The 19,722-nt window shown below is 57.4% G+C and carries 19 protein-coding genes; 9 read left to right on the forward strand and 10 right to left on the reverse strand.

The genetic code is table 11. From position 1 onward, the window contains the following. Nucleotides 1-25: 25 nt before the first annotated feature. Nucleotides 26-1,855, forward strand: a complete 1,830-nt coding sequence (locus Q669_RS04920; protein WP_022991435.1) for a long-chain-acyl-CoA synthetase — start codon at nt 26-28, stop codon at nt 1,853-1,855. 396 nt (nt 1,856-2,251) lie between these two features. On the opposite strand, the gene Q669_RS04925 is transcribed toward Q669_RS04920, so the two are convergent. Continuing rightward, nucleotides 2,252-3,232 carry an NADPH:quinone oxidoreductase family protein gene (locus Q669_RS04925; protein ID WP_022991436.1) on the reverse strand — a complete coding sequence of 327 codons (981 nt, stop codon included), beginning with the start codon at nt 3,230-3,232 and terminating at the stop codon, nt 2,252-2,254. A gap of 155 nt (nt 3,233-3,387) precedes the next feature. After that, the gene (locus tag Q669_RS04930) at nt 3,388-3,957 is read right to left on the reverse strand and encodes a BLUF domain-containing protein (RefSeq protein ID WP_011786255.1); all 570 of its coding nucleotides are present in this window, start codon (nt 3,955-3,957) and stop codon (nt 3,388-3,390) included. A gap of 183 nt (nt 3,958-4,140) precedes the next feature. Between Q669_RS04930 and Q669_RS04935 the strand changes: the two genes are divergently transcribed. From Q669_RS04935 to Q669_RS04955, 5 genes are all read left to right on the forward strand, one after another. Then, complete coding sequence (locus tag Q669_RS04935; RefSeq protein ID WP_011786256.1) at nt 4,141-4,758, forward strand: trimeric intracellular cation channel family protein; 618 nt, start codon at nt 4,141-4,143, stop codon at nt 4,756-4,758. A gap of 132 nt (nt 4,759-4,890) precedes the next feature. Next, nucleotides 4,891-6,189 carry an NCS2 family permease gene (locus tag Q669_RS04940; RefSeq protein WP_011786257.1) on the forward strand — a complete coding sequence of 433 codons (1,299 nt, stop codon included), beginning with the start codon at nt 4,891-4,893 and terminating at the stop codon, nt 6,187-6,189. A 31-nt stretch (nt 6,190-6,220) separates the two neighbouring features. After that, on the forward strand, nt 6,221-6,763 hold the full coding sequence (locus Q669_RS04945) for an adenine phosphoribosyltransferase (protein ID WP_011786258.1): 543 nt from the start codon (nt 6,221-6,223) through the stop codon (nt 6,761-6,763). Nucleotides 6,764-6,777: 14 nt separating this feature from the next. After that, nucleotides 6,778-7,440 carry a fumarylacetoacetate hydrolase family protein gene (locus Q669_RS04950; RefSeq protein WP_022991437.1) on the forward strand — a complete coding sequence of 221 codons (663 nt, stop codon included), beginning with the start codon at nt 6,778-6,780 and terminating at the stop codon, nt 7,438-7,440. Nucleotides 7,441-7,500: 60 nt separating this feature from the next. Further along, complete coding sequence (locus Q669_RS04955) at nt 7,501-8,805, forward strand: ABC1 kinase family protein (protein WP_011786260.1); 1,305 nt, start codon at nt 7,501-7,503, stop codon at nt 8,803-8,805. Nucleotides 8,806-8,813: 8 nt separating this feature from the next. Here the strand turns inward: Q669_RS04955 and Q669_RS04960 are convergent, their stop codons facing one another. Beyond that, entirely contained in the window at nt 8,814-9,491 is a 678-nt protein-coding gene (locus Q669_RS04960; RefSeq protein WP_022991439.1) for an SIR2 family NAD-dependent protein deacylase, read from the reverse strand. Continuing rightward, nucleotides 9,491-10,894, reverse strand: a complete 1,404-nt coding sequence (locus Q669_RS04965; RefSeq protein WP_014422184.1) for an FAD-binding oxidoreductase — start codon at nt 10,892-10,894, stop codon at nt 9,491-9,493. The genes Q669_RS04960 and Q669_RS04965 overlap by 1 nt, the downstream gene beginning before the upstream one ends. 189 nt (nt 10,895-11,083) lie before the next feature. Between Q669_RS04965 and serA the strand changes: the two genes are divergently transcribed. Both serA and Q669_RS04975 read left to right on the forward strand, forming a co-directional pair. Next, the gene (gene serA, locus Q669_RS04970) at nt 11,084-12,313 is read left to right on the forward strand and encodes a phosphoglycerate dehydrogenase (protein ID WP_011786263.1); all 1,230 of its coding nucleotides are present in this window, start codon (nt 11,084-11,086) and stop codon (nt 12,311-12,313) included. A 187-nt stretch (nt 12,314-12,500) separates the two neighbouring features. Beyond that, a complete protein-coding gene (locus Q669_RS04975; protein ID WP_011786264.1) occupies nt 12,501-12,785 on the forward strand; it encodes a hypothetical protein in 285 nt (94 codons plus the stop codon). A 69-nt stretch (nt 12,786-12,854) separates the two neighbouring features. On the opposite strand, the gene Q669_RS04980 is transcribed toward Q669_RS04975, so the two are convergent. Both Q669_RS04980 and Q669_RS04985 read right to left on the reverse strand, forming a co-directional pair. After that, nucleotides 12,855-13,511 carry an OmpA family protein gene (locus Q669_RS04980; RefSeq protein WP_014422186.1) on the reverse strand — a complete coding sequence of 219 codons (657 nt, stop codon included), beginning with the start codon at nt 13,509-13,511 and terminating at the stop codon, nt 12,855-12,857. 57 nt (nt 13,512-13,568) lie between these two features. After that, nucleotides 13,569-14,558: an alpha/beta hydrolase gene (locus tag Q669_RS04985; protein WP_011786266.1), complete on the reverse strand. Its 990-nt coding sequence runs from the start codon at nt 14,556-14,558 to the stop codon at nt 13,569-13,571. Between the two features lie 70 nt (nt 14,559-14,628). Here Q669_RS04985 and Q669_RS04990 point away from each other — a divergent pair, with 70 nt between their 5' ends. Continuing rightward, nucleotides 14,629-15,522, forward strand: coding sequence for an alpha/beta hydrolase (locus Q669_RS04990; protein WP_011786267.1), 894 nt, complete (start codon nt 14,629-14,631; stop codon nt 15,520-15,522). Here the strand turns inward: Q669_RS04990 and Q669_RS04995 are convergent. The 4 genes from Q669_RS04995 to Q669_RS05010 are packed head-to-tail and all read right to left on the reverse strand — an operon-like array spanning nt 15,500 to nt 19,523. Further along, the gene (locus Q669_RS04995; protein ID WP_011786268.1) at nt 15,500-15,778 is read right to left on the reverse strand and encodes a GIY-YIG nuclease family protein; all 279 of its coding nucleotides are present in this window, start codon (nt 15,776-15,778) and stop codon (nt 15,500-15,502) included. The two genes, Q669_RS04990 and Q669_RS04995, sit on opposite strands and share 23 nt — an antisense overlap. After that, nucleotides 15,771-16,676, reverse strand: coding sequence for a DMT family transporter (locus tag Q669_RS05000; protein ID WP_011786269.1), 906 nt, complete (start codon nt 16,674-16,676; stop codon nt 15,771-15,773). The genes Q669_RS04995 and Q669_RS05000 overlap by 8 nt, the downstream gene beginning before the upstream one ends. Next, nucleotides 16,669-18,054 (reverse strand): sigma-54-dependent transcriptional regulator, encoded by a 1,386-nt coding sequence (locus Q669_RS05005; RefSeq protein WP_022991444.1) that lies wholly within the window; start codon nt 18,052-18,054, stop codon nt 16,669-16,671. The genes Q669_RS05000 and Q669_RS05005 overlap by 8 nt, the downstream gene beginning before the upstream one ends. After that, complete coding sequence (locus tag Q669_RS05010) at nt 18,051-19,523, reverse strand: ATP-binding protein (RefSeq protein ID WP_022991445.1); 1,473 nt, start codon at nt 19,521-19,523, stop codon at nt 18,051-18,053. Before Q669_RS05010 ends, Q669_RS05005 begins: the two co-directional genes overlap by 4 nt. Nucleotides 19,524-19,722: the final 199 nt, after the last annotated feature.

Below are 19,722 nucleotides of genomic sequence, written 5' to 3' on the forward strand. Positions count from 1 at the left end.
CAATGACGACTGAAACGGACGCACCATGAGCCAAGACATCGTAACCGCACGCGACATCATGCGCAGCCTGCCCACGGTTCTGAAAAAATTTCCCTTCGTGGCAAAAGGGCTTTACTACTACCGGGTAAAGGACGACAAAAAAGAGCTGACCCTTGGCAAGCTGGTAGAGCGCAACGCTGACAAACACCCCACGCGCCCTGCCATTCTCTTCGATGATCGCAGCATTACCTGGGCAGAACTGGATGCCTGGAGCAATCGAATTGCCCATTACCTGAAAGATCAGGGGCTGGTAAAGGGCGATGCCATTGCGGTACTGCTGGAAAACCGACCGGAACTACTGGCGACCGTGGTTGGCGCAGCCAAGGTCGGCGTGGCCTGCGCCATGCTGAACACCTCCCAGAAAGGCAAAGTGCTGGCCCACAGTATCAACCTGATCGAGCCACGACTGCTGGTGGTTGGTAGCGAACTGATCGACAATGCCGAGTCGGTTCGTGGAGAGGTTCAGCTCCGGCACACGCATCCCCTGCTCTACCTGCACGACGGCAACACTCTGAACACCTTTAGTGACGCGCCGGAGGGCTACGTCAATCTGGCCCTGGAAGTCAGCCGCCGGCCCTCAACCCGACCGGTCCTGAGCAACCCGGTAACCATGGGCGATACCGCCGTGTATCTTTACACCTCAGGCACCACCGGCCTGCCCAAGGCGGCGCCCGGTTCACATCGCAAATTTATCAAAGCCTACGGCGGCTTTGGCATGCTCTCCCTGGCCATGGAACCGGAAGACGTCCTGTATTGTACGCTGCCGCTGTATCATGGCACCGCCCTGCTGGTGTGTTGGGGCTCGGTCCTCGCCGGTGGCTCTGCCATCGCACTGCGCCGAAAATTCTCCGCCAGCGCCTTCTGGGACGACGTCCGACGCTACAACGCCACCACCTTCGGCTACGTGGGCGAACTGTGCCGCTACCTGCTGAATCAACCTCCCAGCAGCCAGGACCGCAACCACGGCCTGACCAAAATGATCGGCAACGGCCTGCGCCCCTCCATCTGGAAAGAATTCAAGGAACGTTTTGGCATCGACAAGGTGGCTGAACTGTATGCCTCATCAGAAGGCAATATCGGCTTCAGCAACTTTTTCAACATGGACAACACCGTGGGCTTCTCCACCGCGCCCTACAAACTGGTCAAGTACCACGAAGGCACCCGGGACCCGATCCGCAACGACAAGGGCCGTCTGGAGGAAGTGGAAAAAGGCCAGCCCGGCCTGTTGATCGGGGAGATCAACAAGAAGTGGGCATTCGAGGGATACACCCAGAAGGAAGCCACCGAGAAATCCATCCTGCGCGATGGCTTCAAGAAAGGCGATGCCTGGTTCAATACCGGTGATGTATTAAAAGAAATCGGCTGCCGTCACCTGCAGTTTGTCGATCGCATGGGCGACACCTTCCGCTGGAAGGGAGAGAACGTGTCGACAACGGAGGTGGAAAATATCATTGATGGCTCCGCCATGGTGGAGGAAGCCATTGTGTACGGTGTCGAGATTCCCAAAACCAACGGCAAGGCGGGCATGGTAACGCTGGTGCCTCAGTCCAATGGTTCGTCCTTCGATATCAACAAGCTGTTTGACTATCTGCAGGAGAATCTGCCGGCCTATGCGGTGCCGGTGTTTGTGCGGGTGACCAATGCCATCGAGAAGACGGGAACGTTCAAGTACCGGAAGGTGGACATCCAGAAGCTCGGCTATTCTCTGGAGCGGTCGGAAGACGATGTGTACGCCTGGCTGCCCGGTTCGTCCGGTTATACTTTGCTGACTCCGGAGCTAGTCTCGGATATTGATTCGGGGGATGTTCGGTTTTGATCCTGACTTTTGGAGAGGGGCCTCATAACCTAGCCTGCAACGCTTGGTGACAGTGAGTACGGGGTGCCCCTCCCAAAAACCGCTACAAGCACATCCATGTGCGCTTCTCTCCGGCCATCCATGGCCTCCGACATTTTTGGGAGGGGCACCCCGCACTCACTTCCGAGCCAAGGAGTGATAGTCAGTTTACTGAAAAACCTAGCTTTTCTCCCTGACTATTACTGTGAAGCTGACCGGCCGTGATGGGGAACGCTTCCAAAAAATTTTGAGGGCCATGGATGGCCCGAAATAAGCGCACATGGATGTGCTTGTAGCGGTTTTTTGGAAGCGTTCCCCAGCGCGGCCCACACCGAAACCTAAAGGCTAGGAGGGAGGCTATCCCTCAGGCTCCAAGAACTATTCTTCAACCCGCAAAACGATCTTGCCAGTGGCCCGACGCCCCGTGAGTGCCCCAAGCGCCGCCGCATATTCCTCGAACGGGAAAACCTCGCTGACCTTGGGATCGATCTTGCCGTCGGCATACATCTGCAACAGCTCCATCATGTTCTGGGCGCTGGTCTGCGGCTCGCGCTGGGTGAAGCTACCCCAGAATACACCTACCACAGAACAGCCCTTGAGCAGCGTCAGGTTCGCAGGAATCTTGGGGATATCCCCTGCGGCAAAGCCGATCACCAGATGGCGGCCGTTCCAGCCCATGGTGCGCAGGGCCTGTTCGGTGAAATCTCCGCCGACCGGGTCGTAGATCACATCCACACCTTTGCCCTTGGTCAGTTTCTTCACCGCATCTTTCAGCGATTCCTCGGTGTAATTCACCAGTTCATCAGCACCGGCTTCCCTGGCCACCGCGAGTTTTTCAGCAGAGCTGGCCGCCGCGATCACTTTCGCGCCCATAGCCTTGCCCAGCTCCACCGCTGCCAGGCCAACACCACCGCTGGCACCGAGTACCAGCAGGGTTTCGCCGGGCTGCAGGTTGCCTCGCTGTTTCAGCGCATAATAGGAGGTGCCATACACCATCATGAAAGCCGCTGCTTTCTCATCGGACATAGAGTCCGGAATTGGCAACAGGTTGGATTCCGGAGCAACCACTTCTTCGGCAAACGCACCCCAGCCGGTCAGAGCGGCTACCCGGTCTCCGGGTTTGAAACGGCTGACTTTTTCGCCCACTTCAAGCACTTCACCGGACAGTTCGCCACCGGGGGAAAACGGCATGGGCGGCTGGAACTGGTATTTGCCCTGAATGATCAGGGTGTCCGGGAAGTTCAGGCCTGCAGCCTTGACCCGGATTTTTACGCCGCTGCCTTTTACATCCGGGCTGGCAATGTCTTCGATGACCAGATTCTCTGCCGGGCCATAGTCTTTGCACAGAATGGCTTTCATGGTTGCTCCTGGGCTGTCTGTCTTACCCCGATGGCGTCAGGGCGGGTCTGATTTGATGTTGTAATTGACCCGGATCAACCTAAACGCACAGGGCCCGTGAAGCAAATCAAGGCTGCTTATTCATGGCAATAAGCCCGGCTGATAAACCGGCGGATTCAGAACAGTACAGCGCCCGCTACCACAGCGACGATGACCATCACACCGGCGGCCAGAAGCCCATACCTGACACCGGGAGACAGGGTTTGTGAGTGTTGAACCCGGGCTGGGCTGTCTTCGTCGTGATTGACCAGTTTCTGGTCTTCGCTGGAGCGCCGAATCAGGTCAATCATTTCCTCACACTGGTGGCTGGAGAACGCCGCCGGGTTGAAGTCCGGTAACTGGTGCTTGTCCAGAAAGGCCTGCACGTCGGATGACAGGGGTACATACTTCATCGACCAGTTGGAGAAGGTCGGGACGTCCAGCGGCTCTTCAATCAGCATGCGGATATTGCGGTGACGAGAGTCCTGGCGGATTCGTTCGAAGGTTTCCCGGACAAATTCTTCCTCGCCCTCAAGGTACTGGAAAAACCGGTTGTCGCCATAATACAAGCCACCGACCAGGCCTGCCCGACCGTTATTTCTTCGGGACACCATGAGAATTCTGGCCACGTGGGGTTCGACACCCTTTTCCAGGGGCTGGGCTTCAAACGTTGCTTCGCTGGCGTAGGCGAGTCGCATCAGGGCCATATTGCAGTACTCCGGATCAATCAAACGGGAAACAAGGCAGTGATACGCGTAACTGTCGCGCAACAGATCACATTGGCTGAATCGGCCATCAACGCCTGAAGATGAATCCCGTGACGAATTCCGCTATTCTTCCAGCCTTTCACCCTCGCCCCGGACCGAATTTCGTCAGATCAGAGCCGCCCCATGTTTGACATCATCTATACTCTTGAAATGATTGGCGTTGTGGCGTTTGCCATTTCCGGCATGATCGTCGCCCGGTCCAAAAACATGGATCCGGTGGGTGTGTTTGCCATCGGTTTTATTACCGCTCTGGGTGGCGGCACATTGCGGGATCTGATCATGGACAATCACCCGCTGTACTGGATCAAGCACCAGGAGCAGCCGATCATGATCCTGGCCATGGCAATCGTGTTCAGCTACTGGAGCCGGGCCCATTCCCTGAAAGAATCGAGAATCGTCTTCCCGGACGCCATCGGCCTTGGCATTTTTTCCATTCTCGGTGCGCAACTGGCTCTCGATCTGGGCCACTCCTGGTTTATCGCTTCCATGCTGGGTGTAATGACAGGCTGCTTCGGCGGCGCCCTGCGTGACACCCTGTGCAACGAAGTTCCCTTTATTTTCCGCAAGGACCAGATCTACGCCTCTATCGCCTTCGCCGGTTGCTGGCTGTACTTTGTGTGCCAGTGGTTGCTGGAGAGCGAATCCATGGCGCTGACTATTGGCCTGCTGTTTATCGTGATTGTTCGCATGCTCGCGGTGCGCTTTGATATCCGCCTGCAACGAGACCAGATGCTGAACTGAACTCTGAATCATCCCTTGGCGTGAGGCGCCTGAGCCGGTAACATTGCCGTTTTTTCACCCAATTCACGTTTTCCGCACGCAAACTGACTTTCAAACTCCCTAATCCAGGCATTCTAGAGGCAGACCCAAGTCATGCTTGAACGACTGTTCCAACTCCAGGCCCACGGCACCACTGTCCGTAAAGAAGTGGTAGCTGGCATTACCACCTTCCTGACCATGGCCTACATCATCGTGGTCAACCCCAGCATCCTGTCGTCCACCGGCATGGATTTCGGAGCCGTTTTCGTGGCTACCTGTCTGGCCGCAACCATCGGTACGCTGATTATGGGCCTCTGGGCAAACTATCCAATTGCCCTGGCCCCCGGCATGGGCCTGAACGCTTTTTTCTCGTTCACGGTCGTCGGCAGTATGGGATACAGCTGGGAAGTGGCGCTGGGCGCTGTCTTTCTCTCCGGGTTTATTTTCTTCATTCTGAGTGTGGTCAAGATCCGGGAATGGATCATCAACAGCATTCCGATGTCCTTACGCTTTGGCATTTCTGCCGGCATCGGATTCTTTCTTGCTCTGATCGCACTGAAAAACGCCGGCATCGTGGTAGATAACCCTGCGACCCTTGTGGGTCTGGGCGACATCAAAGTGGCTGAGAGCCTGCTGTTCTTCGCAGGATTCGTACTGATCTGTGCACTTTCATTCCGCAGAATCACTGGCGCCGTGATGATCGGCATCCTTGCTGTTACCGTGGCCGCCATGATGCTTGGCATGGTGGAATACAAAGGTTTTGTGTCTGCCCCACCCAGCCTTGCCCCCACCTTTATGCAACTTGATCTGGCCGGCGCACTGAATGTTGGCATGATCAGCATTATCTTTGCCTTTCTGTTCGTGGATCTTTTCGATACCTCCGGCACCCTGATCGGAGCAGCCCAGCGTGGTGGATTGCTGGATAAAGATGGCAAGCTGCCCCGTCTCGGACGAGCTCTGATGTCGGATTCCGTCGCAACCATGTCAGGCGCAGCCCTGGGTACCTCAACCACCACCAGCTATATCGAATCAACCGCTGGCATTTCCGCCGGTGGTCGCACAGGACTGACGGCGGTTGTCGTCGCCCTGCTTTTCCTCGCCTGTTTGCTGCTGTCACCGATCGCGAGCATCATCCCTGCCTATGCGACCGCACCGGCCCTGTTCTACGTCGCCGTGCTGATGGCAAGCGGCCTCAAACTGATCGATTGGGATGACATCACCGACGCCGCACCAGCGATCGTCACGGCACTGACCATGCCGCTGACCTTCTCTATTGCAAACGGCATTGCCCTGGGTTTCATCACCTACGCCGTGATCAAGGCGTTGTCTGGCCGCTGGTCCGATCTTAACGCCAGTGTCGTTACCATTGCCGTTGTATTTGTTCTGAAATTCATGTTCCTGGACGCCGCCTGAGCGGCGCCCAGAGTAATCACCGGATCCGCCCATGGACTATTTTTCCGAGAGCATCAAGAAAGCCATCCGCACTGTGCCGGACTGGCCCAAACCCGGCGTCTCCTTCCGGGACATCACCACGGTCCTTCAGGACAAAACGGCATTTCGTAAACTGATCGATGCCTTTGTCCATCGCTACCATGGCCAGCACATTGATGCGGTTGCCGCCGTCGATGCCCGAGGCTTCATTATTGGCTCGGCGCTGGCCTACGAGCTGAATGCCTCTCTGGTACTCGTGCGCAAGAAGGGCAAACTGCCCTTCGACACCCTGGTGGAAGACTACGAACTGGAATACGGCACGGCTTCCGTCGAGCTACACGAAGACGCTTTCAAACCCGGCGACAAGGTCATCCTGGTGGACGATCTGATTGCCACTGGCGGCACCATGCTGGCCGCAACCCGTCTGATCCGCCGTATCGGTGCTGAAATCGTAGAGGTCGCAGCCATGATTGATCTGCCGGATCTGGGTGGCTCACGCAAGCTGCAGGAAGAAGGTCTGCAGGTTTATACTGTCTGCTCATTCGAAGGAGACTGAGCGGAGGCGCCACCATGGGCGATTATCAGCATCACTGGAAAGATGGAACACCGGTTCATCTTCCCCTTGGCAAAATCGTTTGTGTGGGGCGCAACTACGCCGAACACGCCCGGGAGCTGAACAACCCGGTACCGGAAGAACCGCTACTGTTTATCAAACCCTCCACCGCAGCGGTTCATATCACCCGCCCGCTGGTCTACCCCAGAGGCCAGGGTGCGGTGCACTTTGAAACCGAACTGGCCGTACTTATCGGCCGCCCCCTGACCAATGCCTCCGCCAGCGAAGTGGAAAGTGCCATTCTCGGTTATGGCCTGGCCCTGGACCTCACCTTGCGGGACGTGCAAAGCAGCCTGAAAGAAAAGGGACACCCCTGGGAGCGCGCAAAGGCCTTCGACGGCGCCTGCCCGCTTTCACCGTTCGTTGCCGCCGACCAACTTGCCAAGGGCAACCTGAACTTCACACTGGATATCGACGGCCAGCGCCAGCAGACCGGGAATACCGGCGACATGCTGAACCCGATCGTGCCCCTGATTGCTCATATGAGCACCCAGTTCACCCTGTTACCCGGCGATGTGGTGCTGACTGGCACGCCCAAAGGCGTTGGCCCGCTTGTCAGCGGCCAGACTCTGTCCCTGGAGCTGGAAGATGTGTTATTTGTGGAGACCACAGTGGTCTGAACGCAACACGGATACGGATATTCAGACGAGCTGCAAACTTCCCGTAGAACAGGCACTACCATGGCCAGGAAACCCGTTACTTCACGCACAGGACGCTTCTTCAAACTCGCAGGCATGACCGCCACGGTGGCGGGCCAGTACGCCGGCCAGAGAGCGCGGCGCATGTTCCGCACCGAAAATGACGAAGGCGCCCAGAGCGAAAGCTACACCCGGATGGCCGGGCAAATTGCCGATACCCTGGGCGAGCTCAAGGGGGCGGTGATGAAGGTGGGGCAGATAGCCTCCCAGACCCAGGACTTCCTGCCCAAAGAATTCTCGGACGCGCTGGAAAAACTCCAGAAAGAAGCACCACCGATGCCATTCGAGGTGATTCTGGAACAGGTGGAAAGTGAGCTGGGCAAGCCGGTTGGCGAGCTGTTTGAATACCTGCAGGAAACACCCTACGCCTCTGCCTCCATCGGCCAGGTACACCGCGCCCGCCTGCACGATGGCACGGATGTGATCGTGAAAGTGCAATACCCCGGCGTGGATGAATCCTGCGACTCCGACCTCAAACAGCTACGACTGGCCCTGAAGCTCGGCGGCCTGCTGAAAATGCCCAAGGAGACGGTTGACCAGCTGTTCGGCGAAATCCGGGTGCGACTGAAGGAAGAGCTGGATTACGAGAACGAGGCGCGAAACCTCAAGCTGTTCCACGAATTCCACAAAGATCAGCCGTGGGTGATCATCCCGGAGGTGGTCGACAGCCATTCAACCCGTCGGGTCCTGACCCTGGGGCTGGTGGAGGGCGACCACGTCAGCAAGGTCACGCCGGAACACTACTCCCAGGAAACCCTCAACCTGATTGGCCACCGGATTTTCACGATCATGGCCGATCAGCTGTTCCGGTTCCAGTGCATTCACGGCGACCCTCACGCGGGCAATTTCGCCTACCGGCCGGATGGCACCATTATCATGTATGACTTCGGCTGCGTGAAGAAACTCAAACCGGAGATTGTCGAAGCCTACCGCAAAGCCTTGATCGCAGCGCTGGATGAGGACTACCAGGCCCTGGACCAGTACCTGATCGACCTGGGCGCTCGCGTGGACAGCCAACCGGCGGTCGATGAAGCCTATTACGCCATGTGGAGGGATATCCTGATCATCCCGTTCCTGAACGATGAGCCCTACGACTTCGCCGAGGCCGATATCCATAAACACGTGGCCGCCAAAACCAGCACGGTGTTCAAATACCTGGATTACTTCAAACCACCGGTCGAGAGTATTTTCATAGACCGGATGATTGCGGGGCATTACTGGATGCTAAAACGCTTAGGTGTCCAGGCAGCATTCAGAAGTGAACTGGAGAAATACCTCCGAGGCTAACGCCAAGTTCACAAATAACGCGAAACCCACTCCCGCACCCCTTCCGAGGCCCCTTTGCGAATCACCCGTGCCCGGGAGACGGACGCAGGTTCGCCAGGATCAATCACCGTGATGGGCACATCAATGTCCACCTCGTAGATCAGCCCCGCCGCAGGATATACCTGCAGCGACGTACCCACAATCAGCAGCTGGTCTGCGGTGCGCACCACCTCTGCCGCCGCATCCAGCATCGGGACTTCTTCGCCGAACCAGACGATATGGGGCCGAAGCTGGGCACCGCGATCACAGGTATCCCCGGGATTGATGTCGTTGTAGCCGATGTCGTAAATGAGGTCCGGATAGGCGGAACTGCGGGCCTTGGTGAGTTCACCGTGCAGGTGCAGCACATTGCTGGAACCGCCGCGCTCATGCAGGTCGTCCACATTCTGGGTGACCACGGTCACCTGAAAACGGCTTTCCAGCTCCGCCAGCAAGCGGTGCGCAGGATTGGGCTCAACGGTTTGAAGTTGCCGCCTGCGCTCGTTATAGAACCTCAGCACCAGATCCCGGTTGCGCTCGAACGCCTCCGGCGTGGCCACGTCGTACACACTGTGCTGCTCCCACAGCCCACCGTTGTCCCGGAAGGTGGAGAGGCCGCTTTCGGCGCTGATTCCAGCGCCAGTGAGTACGACAATGTGCTCTTGCATCAGTCGAAGATCTTACCCGGATTCATGATGTTATTGGGGTCGAATACCTGCTTGATACCGCGCAGGTAGGCAATTTCCGCCTCGCTGCGGGTGTACTGCAGGTAGGGTTTCTTGGTCATGCCCACACCGTGCTCAGCAGAGACACTGCCCTGATAACGCTCGACAATTTCAAATACCCACTTGTTCACCTGCTGGCATTTTTCGAAGAAATCTTCCTTCGCCATGTCCTCCGGTTTGAGGATGTTCAGGTGCAGGTTGCCGTCACCAATGTGGCCGAACCAGATGATCTCGAAGTCCGGGTAGTGTTCGGTAACCACGTTGTCGATTTCCTGGAGGAAGCCCGGCACCTTGGAAACCACCACCGAAATATCGTTCTTGTAGGGAATTCGCGGCGCGATGGATTCGGAAATCCGCTCACGCAGCTGCCAAAGGTTCTGTGCCTGGGTTTCACTCTGGCTGATGACACCATCCAGCACCCAACCTTCTTCCACACACTGCTCAAACAGTGCCATGGCATCGTCCATCACCTGATCAGAAACAGCCTCGAACTCCAGCAACGCATAATATGGCGCCTCGGTCTCGAACGGTGCCTGAACCTGGCCGTGGGCCAGTACATGCCCCATGGCCTGGTGAGAGAAAAACTCGTAGGCGGTCAGATCCAGTTTTTTCTGGAAAGCCTGCAAGACATCCATGGTGTTGGTGAGGTCATTCAGGCCCAGCACCAGCACGGTCAGGTCGTCCGGCTTGCGGGTAAGCTTCATGGTGGCTTCGGTAATGAAACCCAGGGTGCCCTCGGCACCGATGAACAGATGTCGCAGATCGTAGCCGGTGTTGTTCTTGGCCAGATCCTTGTTCAGATCCAGCACATCACCTTTACCGGTCACCACTTTCAGTCCGGCAACCCAGTCCCGGCTCATGCCCCAGCGAATGACCTTGATGCCGCCGGCATTGGTGGACAGGTTGCCACCGAGCTGGCTCGACCCGGCGGAGGCAAAATCCACCGGATAGTACAGGCCGTTTTCTTCGGCAAAGGTCTGCAGTTGCTCGGTCACCACCCCGGCCTGGCAACGTACGGTGCGATCACTGGCGTTGAAATCCAGAATCTGGTTCATGTTGTCGAACGCTACCACCACTTCGCCATTGGCGGCCACGGCGCCTGCACTCAGGCCGGTACGTCCGCCCGAAGGTACCAGAGCCACCTGATTGTCATTGGCAAACTTCACCAGCGCCTGCACCTGCTCCGTGGTTTTCGGCAGGACAATGGCCAGCGGCTTGGGCGGGTAGATTTTGGTCCAGTCCTTGCCGTAATTGTCCAGATCCGCAGGATCGGTGAGAACCTTGCCCGGGTTTTCGGAGGTGGCAACCAGCTCTTTAAGGGAAGCGATGATCTGTTCGGAACTCATGGATGTGTCAGTCTCTTCGAAGTTGGGCCAGGGCCTGTTCAGAGATCACTCACAAAGAATTGATTCAGGCAAACCGGCGCGCTGTGAAAATCTGCGTTTATGGTATCATACCGCCCCTGTTCTGTGAGCCAGGCCGACGATCCCTGGCTGCAGGTCATTTCACGTGACGAAAGGTTCGGAAGCAAGCCCATGTCAAATACGTCTCTCGAAAAGAGCAAAATCCGGATCCTGCTGCTGGAAGGCGTGCATCAATCTGCCATTGATACCCTGAATGCCGCGGGTTACACCAATATCGAGTATCTGACCCATTCATTGGGTGAGGAAGAGCTGATCGAGAAGATTGCCGATGCGCACTTCGTTGGTATCCGCTCTCGCACCCAGTTGACCGAGAAAGTATTTGAAGCCGCCAGGAAGCTGGTGGCTGTGGGCTGCTTCTGTATCGGCACCAACCAGGTAGACCTGCAGGCCGCGACCCGCCGTGGCGTGGCCGTGTTCAACGCGCCTTTCTCCAACACCCGTTCCGTGGCAGAACTGGTTCTGGCCCAGGCCATCCTGCTGCTGCGCGGCGTGCCGGAAAAGAACGCCAAAGCCCACCGTGGCGAGTGGCTGAAATCCGCCAAGAACAGCTACGAGATTCGTGGCAAGAAGCTTGGCATCATCGGTTACGGCAACATCGGCACCCAGTTCAGCGTGCTGGCCGAAAGCCTGGGAATGGACGTCTATTTCTACGACGTGGTTTCCAAACTGCCGATTGGTAACGCCACGCAAGTGGGCACGCTGCAGGAACTGCTGAACATTTCCGATGTGGTTTCCCTGCACGTACCGGAGACTCCGGCGACCAAATACATGTTCAAGGCCGAGCAGTTTGCCCAGATGAAGCCGGGCAGCATTCTGATGAACGCTTCCCGCGGTACCGTGGTGGATATCGACGCCCTGGCCGATGCGCTGAGTTCCGGTAAACTGCTGGGCGCAGCCATCGACGTATTCCCGGTGGAGCCCAAGTCCAACGACGAAGAGTTTGTCTCTCCACTGCGCGAGTTCGACAACTGCATCCTGACTCCGCACGTGGGTGGCTCAACCATTGAAGCCCAGGAAAACATCGGGCGCGAAGTGGCCGAGAAGCTGGCCATGTACAGCGACAACGGCACCTCCGTTTCTTCGGTGAACTTCCCGGAAGTGGCGCTGCCGTCGCACCCGAACCAGCACCGCCTGCTGCACATTCACGAGAACGTGCCGGGCGTAATGTCGGAAATCAACCAGGTGTTCTCCGAAAACGGCATCAACGTCTGTGGCCAGTACCTGCAAACCAAGGAAGATATTGGTTATGTGGTGGTCGATGTGGACAAGGCCTACGGTGAGCTGGCGCTGGAAAAGCTCCGCCAGGTAAAAGGCACTATTCGCTGCCGCGTACTGTTCTGACAGACAGCTGCCTTCAAGAACCGGAGCATCCCCCTGGGAGCTCCGGTTTTTTTATGCCATTTCGGGCCACAACGCCGCATTTCAACAAAACTTCATGCTGCCGCCCTTGAGATTCGGCCATACGTAGCCATGCTAAAAGTACCAGTCATTCAAACCGGGCCGGAACAGGCCCAGCATGGAGGTAATTATGTCCTTGAAGGAATCTCTGCAGAAGAAACTGGAAACCCAGACCGAGTACTGGAGCAAACAGATCGACAGCCTGCGTGCCGAAGCCGACGAAAAGATGGCCAAGGCAAAGGATGACCAAGCGGAAGCCGAAATTCAGAGAGAGTTTTCAGAGCGCATTCAGGCCGTTGAAGACCACATCGAGACTGCCCGAAGCAAACTGGGCGAACTCAAGGACTCCGGCGAAGATCAGCTGGAGGATCTGAAGAAGCGAATCGACGAATGGCTGCCGAGCAATACCAACTGATTGCTCCTGCCATAAAGCAAAAAGCCCCGGCATAAACCGGGGCTTTTTTGTTGAATGCTGAGCAGGTTATTACTGCATCGGCACCAGTGTCAGCTCAACGCGACGGTTCTGCTCACGACCCGCAGCCGTATCGTTGGAAGCAATCGGGTAGCGCTCGCCATAACCGGTGGCCCGGGTACGACGGGGCTCAATGCCCTGATTCAACAGGAAGTCACGGACAGAAGACGCGCGACGCTCGCTCAACAGCTGGTTGTAGCTGTCTGAACCGGTGCTGTCAGTATGGCCTTCAATCTGGATGATGGTTTTGTCGAACTCTTTCAGAACCAGAGCCACAGACTCAAGAGTGCCGGTAAAACCGGAACGGATGGTGGACTGGTCGGTATCAAAAGTGATGTTACCCGGCATGATCAGGTCGATCTGGTCACCATTACGGACGACGCGAACACCGGTACCTTCCAGCTTCTGGCGCAGCTGGGCCTCCTGGCGATCCATGTAGTAGCCGATACCGCCACCCACGGCCGCACCGCCAGCGGCACCAATCAGTGCGCCTTTGCCACGATCACTGCTGCTGGAGGTTGCTGCGCCAATAGCAGCACCACCGATCGCGCCAATAATACTGCCCTTGGTGGCATTCGAAGTTTTCTCTTCCCCGGTATACGGGTCATAGGTCATACAGCCACTCAGGCCAACAGTTGCTACCGCAAAGGCAAGAATTGTCTTTTTCACTGTCTTCTCCCGCTTCTGTAATCGTTGGTCCGGAGCTTTTGGCACTACAGCCACTGCTTACTCCGAGAATGTATCGATAATGGTATTGAATACCGTCGCCTGCAAATCCTGCGCTTCGTTCACAAGATGATGACGACCGTCCGGTATTCTTCGTTCCTTCACTGAGGAAAATTTATTCCGGATAATCCTCAGATTGTGCTGCCAGTCTACCGTCAGATCCTTCTCACCCTGCACCACGGTGACCGGAAAATCCACCGGCCTCGCCGACTCAATGTGCGGCACCCATTGTCGCAATGCAGTCACCCAATCGACATGAACCGCTCTTGCCTGCAACGGGTCGTGTTCCCGCAGGAACCGAAGAAAGCGGGTATCGCCACTGTTCGGGCCGAATACCCGTTTCCAGCGAGTCAGGAACGGTTTGACCAGACTGTGGAGAATCTTTGCCCCCAGCCAGCCCATAGGCCTTACCAGTGGCGCCAGCAACACCACTTTGCGGAACGCCGAGGACTCCCGGTTGTGGTGGTTCGACAGCAGGTAGTCAATCAATATTGCGCCACCCGTACTCTGCCCCACTGCGTACCAGGGCCCCCGAATCTTGTCCCTGACCTTCGCCATTACTTCCGACAGTACGGCCTGGTACTCCAGGAAACTGCCAATGGCGGCCGGCGTACCACTCGACAATCCGTGCCCGGGCTGATCGTAGGCCAGAACATCGAAGCCTGCACCAAGACAGCGGTCAATCAATTGGGTATACAAACCCACATGATCAAAATAACCATGCAGAATGAACACCGTGCCTTTCGGGCTGGCGCTCTCCGGCAGCCGGAAGTAATGCACCATCACTTCATGCCGCTCGGCACAGATGTACCCCTGATGGTAGACCACATCCGGATGCTCAACCCAAAGATCAAGGCCATAGAACCGGCAATACGCCTCCATCTCGGAACTCAGTTCCCGGCTGGCGGACGGATCAAACGGTTCCAGACGGTCCAGCAGGGAATGTCTGTCCCAATTCGGTATTTCTATGGTATCTGTTTTCCAGTACACGTAGAGTTAAACGCCTGTCATGAATCCATAAATGCCAGTCATCCTAACGCATTCACAAGGGAGAACACAGATGTTCCAGCCGCTTCTTGAGGCCGGGTTGAGAGGGACCATGCACCGTTTTGTGAAGCCCGTCCTGTCCCGGGCGTTTCCGTTATCGGTGCAGCGCCGATACACCCGGGAAGCTTATCGAACATCCTACCCGCCTAAAGACGTCAGTTTCGCGTGGGAAGACCTGGGCGATGTACCGGTGCTGCGCGCCTCCCCGGAAGACCGTTCTGGCGGCACCGTACTGTATTTTCACGGCGGAGGCTATGTTATGGGCTCTGCCGATACCCACCGGGGCATTGCCGGCCATCTGGCCAAATTCTCTGGCTGCGACGTACTGATCCCGGATTACCGGCTGGCGCCGGAGCATCCGTTTCCCGCCGCGCCAGACGATGCCGAAGCCGTATATCTGGCCTTGATCAACCAGGGGGTAAGCCCCGGCTCCATTGCCGTGGCCGGAGATTCCGCCGGCGGCGGTCTGTCGGTGGTACTGGCCATGCGATTGCGCGACCACGGTCATCCACTGCCCTCATCCGTCACCTGCTTCTCGCCCTGGACAGATCTGTCAGAAAAGGATCTTTACACTCCGGAATGTGAACCGGTCCTGCACGCTGCCTGGACCTTCAAAGCCGCGAAAATGTATGCCAACGGCGTGCCTTTGACACACCCGCTGGTGTCGCCTGTCTACGGTGACCTGAGTGGCCTGCCTCCCCTGCTGATTCAGGTCGGAAGCCAGGAAGTTCTGCTCAACGACGCCCGTCGATTGGCGGAGGCGGCCAAACAGGAACACGTGGAAACCACGCTGGAGATCTACAACAATCTCTGGCACGTATTCCAGGTGCACGCCGCGCAGCTTGACCGGGCCAGAGACGCTCTGGCCGTTGCCGGGCGTCACATCAGACATCATCTTCAAGCCTGACGACACCCCGGATCAAAGCTTCCTTTCGAACCTTGGGCCAGCGCTTGACCTGCCATTCCAGGCGGGAGGCGCGGCTCCTGTCGCCGGCAGGCACATGGAACTCCAGGGTTAACGGCCCTTTACCTCTCAGGCTCCGGGCACCTTTGGGTGCCCCCGCCTGATGCTCGGCAAACCGCCGCTCCACATCTGTGGCAATTCCGGTGTAGAGGCTACCCGATGCGGTGCGAACAAGGTACAGATACCAGTTTTCAGCCATGGCTCAACGCCTGCTCCCGGTCACGGACCTTCTTCTGCTGCAGCCATAATCCCGCAATGATCAGCACCAGCCCGACGTAGGTCGAGGTGAGAATAACTTCGCCCAGAATGAAGTAGATAAACACCAGGGACAGAAAAGGCGAGATAAAAATCAGATTGCTCACTTTCGAGGTGTTTTCTGCTTTTTTCATGGCCTGGGACCACAGCACAAAGGCTATGCCCATTTCAAAAACGCCGACGTAAACCGCAGCGGCCATCGAACTCCCGACCGGCATGACCAACCCCGCCGTCTGCCAGCACACCAGCACAATGACCGGCAGTCCAAATAGAAAATTCAGAAACAGGCCTACCACCGGGTCCCGGGTATCCCGGGTGGCAATAATCCAGTAAGACGCCCAAACCAGCGTGCTGCCCAACGCCAGCGAGACACCGAGGGGGTCCGAGAATGAGAGCGAGGTTACGGCACCGCGGGTGGCGATCACTACCACTCCGGCGTAACACACCAACCCCGCCAGAATATCGATCCTGCGCAGTTTCTGCCCCAGAAACGGCACCGACAGATAGGCCAGCACCAGTGCCCAGGTGTAGTTCAGAGGCTGGGCCTCCTGGGCGGGCAGACGGTCGAACGCGCCAAACAGCAGAAAGTAATACAGACAGGGATTGATCAGCCCCATCAGCATGGACTGCAGGTATTGGCCCCGCCGCAAACGGAACACCAGTCCCCAGCGCCCCTGTAGCATAAGGATAGCCGCCATCACGACGATGGATGCGGTACAGGCCACCAGCAGCATCTGAACCGGCGCAAGATCCGCCAGTGACAATTTGAAGGCGGTAGCAACGGTCGACCACAGCAGCACCGTGGCAAGGCCGTACATCATGGCCTGTTTCTGATCAGTCATGCCCATGCTCCAAATCCGACTCCAGCCAGCGATACAGTGTTCTGCGATTAATGCCGAGTATCTGGGCCGCCCGGCGTTTATTACCATCAACGGCAGCCATGACCCGGCGCACGTAATCCTGCTGGAGCATCTCCAAGGTGGGCCATTCGGAAAGTTTCCCGGGCGAAGCGGCAACGGCAGCCTGAACAATCCCGCCCTGGCGCTTCCGGATGCGTTCGGGCAAATGCTCGGGCTGTAGGGTATCGCTTTCACAAAAAGTGACCGCCCGCTCAATCGCACTGGACAGCTCACGCACATTGCCCGGAAACGGATAATCGCGGAGTATCCTTAACGTAACGTCACTGAACTTCAGGAACCCCCGGCTGTGACGACGTGCTGCCTCACCCAGAAAATGCATGGCCAGCAATTCAACATCCTCATCCCGCTCCCTCAGGGGAGGCACCGTTAACGACAGGGTTTCGAGACGATAATACAGGTCTTCGCGGAAATGGCCCTGCTCAACAGCCCGAAGCAAATCCACATGAGTTGCCGCCAGAATGCGAACATCCACCATTTCCTCATGGTCAGCTCCCACTGGTTTGATGCAGCCCTCCTGCAACACCCGAAGCAGTTTGGCTTGCAGAGCCAATGGCATTTCACCAATCTCGTCCAGCAGCAAGGTGCCACCGTTCGCCTCTGCAAACAGCCCCCGACGGGCCTGCCGTGCACCGGTAAAAGCACCAGCCTCGTGACCGAAGAATTCACTTTCCATCAAGTCTCGCGGTATACCGGCACAATTCACCGCAAGGAACGGCCGTGCTGAGCGCTCACTTTGCTGGTGGATTGCCCTCGCAACCAGCTCTTTCCCGGTTCCACTTTCGCCATTAATCAGAACCGCGGCCTGACTGCGGGCAACCTGGCGAATGTCTGACCTGAGGCGATCCATCATCGCACTGCCGCCGATCAAGCCCATGCTTTCATCGCCGCCGCGCCCGGACTGATACTCCGCCAACTGCCGGTTCAGATCCGCCTGGGCCAGCAACCGTTTGATCTTTAACCGGAGATGATCCGTTGAGAGCGGCTTGGTCAGAAAATCATCAGCGCCGGCCTTCAAAGCATCGACCGCCTGGTCCACCGTCCCAAACGCGGTAATCACGATAAAGGGAATACCGGGATGCTCGGCCTGCTGAAGCGACAGAATCTCCAGACCGTCACCATCGGGCAAGCGCAGATCCGATACGATCAGGCCCGGGCGTTCGTCTGCCAGAGCAGTCCGCGCCTCGGCCACCATACTGACCCTGCGTACGCGGTATCCATCCACTTCCAACTCCTCCATCAGCAGCTGGCCAAGGCTGGCATCATCTTCGACCAGCAGGATCGTGACAGGCCGGCTGCTCATTGCCCCACCTCTTTCGGAAAATACAGCGCCATACCACAACCACCCAACTCGCTATCAATCACCTCAACGGCCCCCCCGTGTTCTTTCATGACACTCTGAACCACTGCCAGCCCTAACCCCGTGCCTTCGCCGGCCGGGCGGGTGCTGAAGAACGGCTCGAAAACCCTGGCGTGATGCTCCGCCGGTATACCAGGGCCATCGTCCTCGACCCGGAACACCCAAAACTCCCCGGTCTCGCCGACTGAGAGCGCGACCTGTTCCCGGCCAGCCTGACACGCATTTCTCACCACATTCAGACACGCCAGGCCAACCCGGAGCGGCTCCGCCCGTGTCGGCATCGGCCTGTCAAAAGCGTCGGCTTGCAGCGAAACCGCCTGGCAGCGCCTGTCTTCACGGGCGCGGGTAACGACGTCCTCGAGAATGTCTGCCAGGTTTACGGGTCGCCGGGACTCGGGCACATGCCGGAAACAGTCCAGCAGTTGCTGGATAATCATGGTCATCCGGTCCACCTGATGTTCGATATCATCCAGATGCCGTTGCTGCTCCTGCTCCAGCCCGGCCCTGGCCAGAATGCGGGCCCGGCCCTGAATAACGTTCAGAGGCGCCCCCAGTTCATGAGCTACCCCGCCTGCGACCCGGCCAATCATCGCCACTTTCTCCTGGTATTCCAGCTGTTCTGCCAGGGCCCGTTCCCGGGCAATCCTGTCTTCGATTTCGGCCTCGGCCTCGGCCATTCGTTCGCCCAGAGCACGAATGCCCTGCTGGATCTGGCGCAGCTCCTGTGGCCCTGCCTCCGGAGTCTCCAACCGCCAGGCGCCCGGTTGCAGAGAAGCCATGCTCTCCAGCAAACGGTTCACATGTCGCCCCACGGTGCGGTAATGCCCCAGAACGACAACGAGGATGATGGTGGCCGCAATCATCGACCAGATCACCACTGCCCACCAACGGCTGGTGGCCACCAGGTCATGGAAATCACTGCGTTGCCGCGTTACCTGCAACAAACCCTGAATCCGCCCGTCTTCCGCCACCAGAGGCGTAAACTGGGAAAACACCGACTCGCCATCCACCCTACGAAACGCACCCCCGAGTTCACCACTGGCGATTACTTTTTCGGCGCTGGCACTGTTGGTGACATCGGAGTCAGCAACACCGAGACTGGCCACCCGATCACCCTCTGAGTCAAACACCGAGGCCCCGGAAATGCGCCCGATCTGGAAGATGGATTTCAGGGATTCGCCCAGTACCAGTTCATCGCTTTCGGCCAGCGCCTTGCTTACCGGCCCGCTGACCGCTCGGGCAACCAGTTCCAGGTCTTCACGAAGGCGATCGTTCAAAGCACGCTCTACCGCCCCCATGCCAATGTAGATAGCAATGCCACTGAACAGCAGCAGCGGCACCACAATACTGAGCACCAACGTTAATTGCAGCGACCGGAACAGTGCCCCGACCCGTTTTCCCAACAACGCCATAAACACCACTCTGCAAAAATGTCACAGCCTTTCTGCCACATGTGGCATTTTGCCACAAGGCAGATTACTGAGCTTTAACCATACAAAATACACAACCCACTGTTTTTTATGACTTTATACGAAAACTAAAAGCTGGCACGGGAATCGCAAATGTCACAGTGACATTCACAACTTTGTGGCTGGACAACAGGTCCGCCCA

The sequence above is a fragment of the Marinobacter sp. C1S70 genome (genome assembly GCF_000475355.1).
Lineage (GTDB): Bacteria > Pseudomonadota > Gammaproteobacteria > Pseudomonadales > Oleiphilaceae > Marinobacter > Marinobacter nauticus.

Coding starts and splice junctions, on each gene's coding strand:
- Q669_RS04940 (WP_011786257.1), top strand. CDS start 4,891: ATGCTTGAACGACTGTTCCAACTCCAGGCCCACGGCACCACTGTCCGT.
- serA (WP_011786263.1), top strand. CDS start 11,084: ATGTCAAATACGTCTCTCGAAAAGAGCAAAATCCGGATCCTGCTGCTG.
- Q669_RS04955 (WP_011786260.1), top strand. CDS start 7,501: ATGGCCAGGAAACCCGTTACTTCACGCACAGGACGCTTCTTCAAACTC.
- Q669_RS04995 (WP_011786268.1), bottom strand. CDS start 15,778: ATGGCTGAAAACTGGTATCTGTACCTTGTTCGCACCGCATCGGGTAGC.
- Q669_RS05005 (WP_022991444.1), bottom strand. CDS start 18,054: ATGAGCAGCCGGCCTGTCACGATCCTGCTGGTCGAAGATGATGCCAGC.
- Q669_RS04960 (WP_022991439.1), bottom strand. CDS start 9,491: ATGCAAGAGCACATTGTCGTACTCACTGGCGCTGGAATCAGCGCCGAA.
- Q669_RS04945 (WP_011786258.1), top strand. CDS start 6,221: ATGGACTATTTTTCCGAGAGCATCAAGAAAGCCATCCGCACTGTGCCG.
- Q669_RS04990 (WP_011786267.1), top strand. CDS start 14,629: ATGTTCCAGCCGCTTCTTGAGGCCGGGTTGAGAGGGACCATGCACCGT.
- Q669_RS04935 (WP_011786256.1), top strand. CDS start 4,141: ATGTTTGACATCATCTATACTCTTGAAATGATTGGCGTTGTGGCGTTT.
- Q669_RS04965 (WP_014422184.1), bottom strand. CDS start 10,894: ATGAGTTCCGAACAGATCATCGCTTCCCTTAAAGAGCTGGTTGCCACC.
- Q669_RS04920 (WP_022991435.1), top strand. CDS start 26: ATGAGCCAAGACATCGTAACCGCACGCGACATCATGCGCAGCCTGCCC.
- Q669_RS05010 (WP_022991445.1), bottom strand. CDS start 19,523: ATGGCGTTGTTGGGAAAACGGGTCGGGGCACTGTTCCGGTCGCTGCAA.
- Q669_RS04925 (WP_022991436.1), bottom strand. CDS start 3,232: ATGAAAGCCATTCTGTGCAAAGACTATGGCCCGGCAGAGAATCTGGTC.
- Q669_RS04930 (WP_011786255.1), bottom strand. CDS start 3,957: ATGGCCCTGATGCGACTCGCCTACGCCAGCGAAGCAACGTTTGAAGCC.
- Q669_RS05000 (WP_011786269.1), bottom strand. CDS start 16,676: ATGACTGATCAGAAACAGGCCATGATGTACGGCCTTGCCACGGTGCTG.
- Q669_RS04950 (WP_022991437.1), top strand. CDS start 6,778: ATGGGCGATTATCAGCATCACTGGAAAGATGGAACACCGGTTCATCTT.
- Q669_RS04975 (WP_011786264.1), top strand. CDS start 12,501: ATGTCCTTGAAGGAATCTCTGCAGAAGAAACTGGAAACCCAGACCGAG.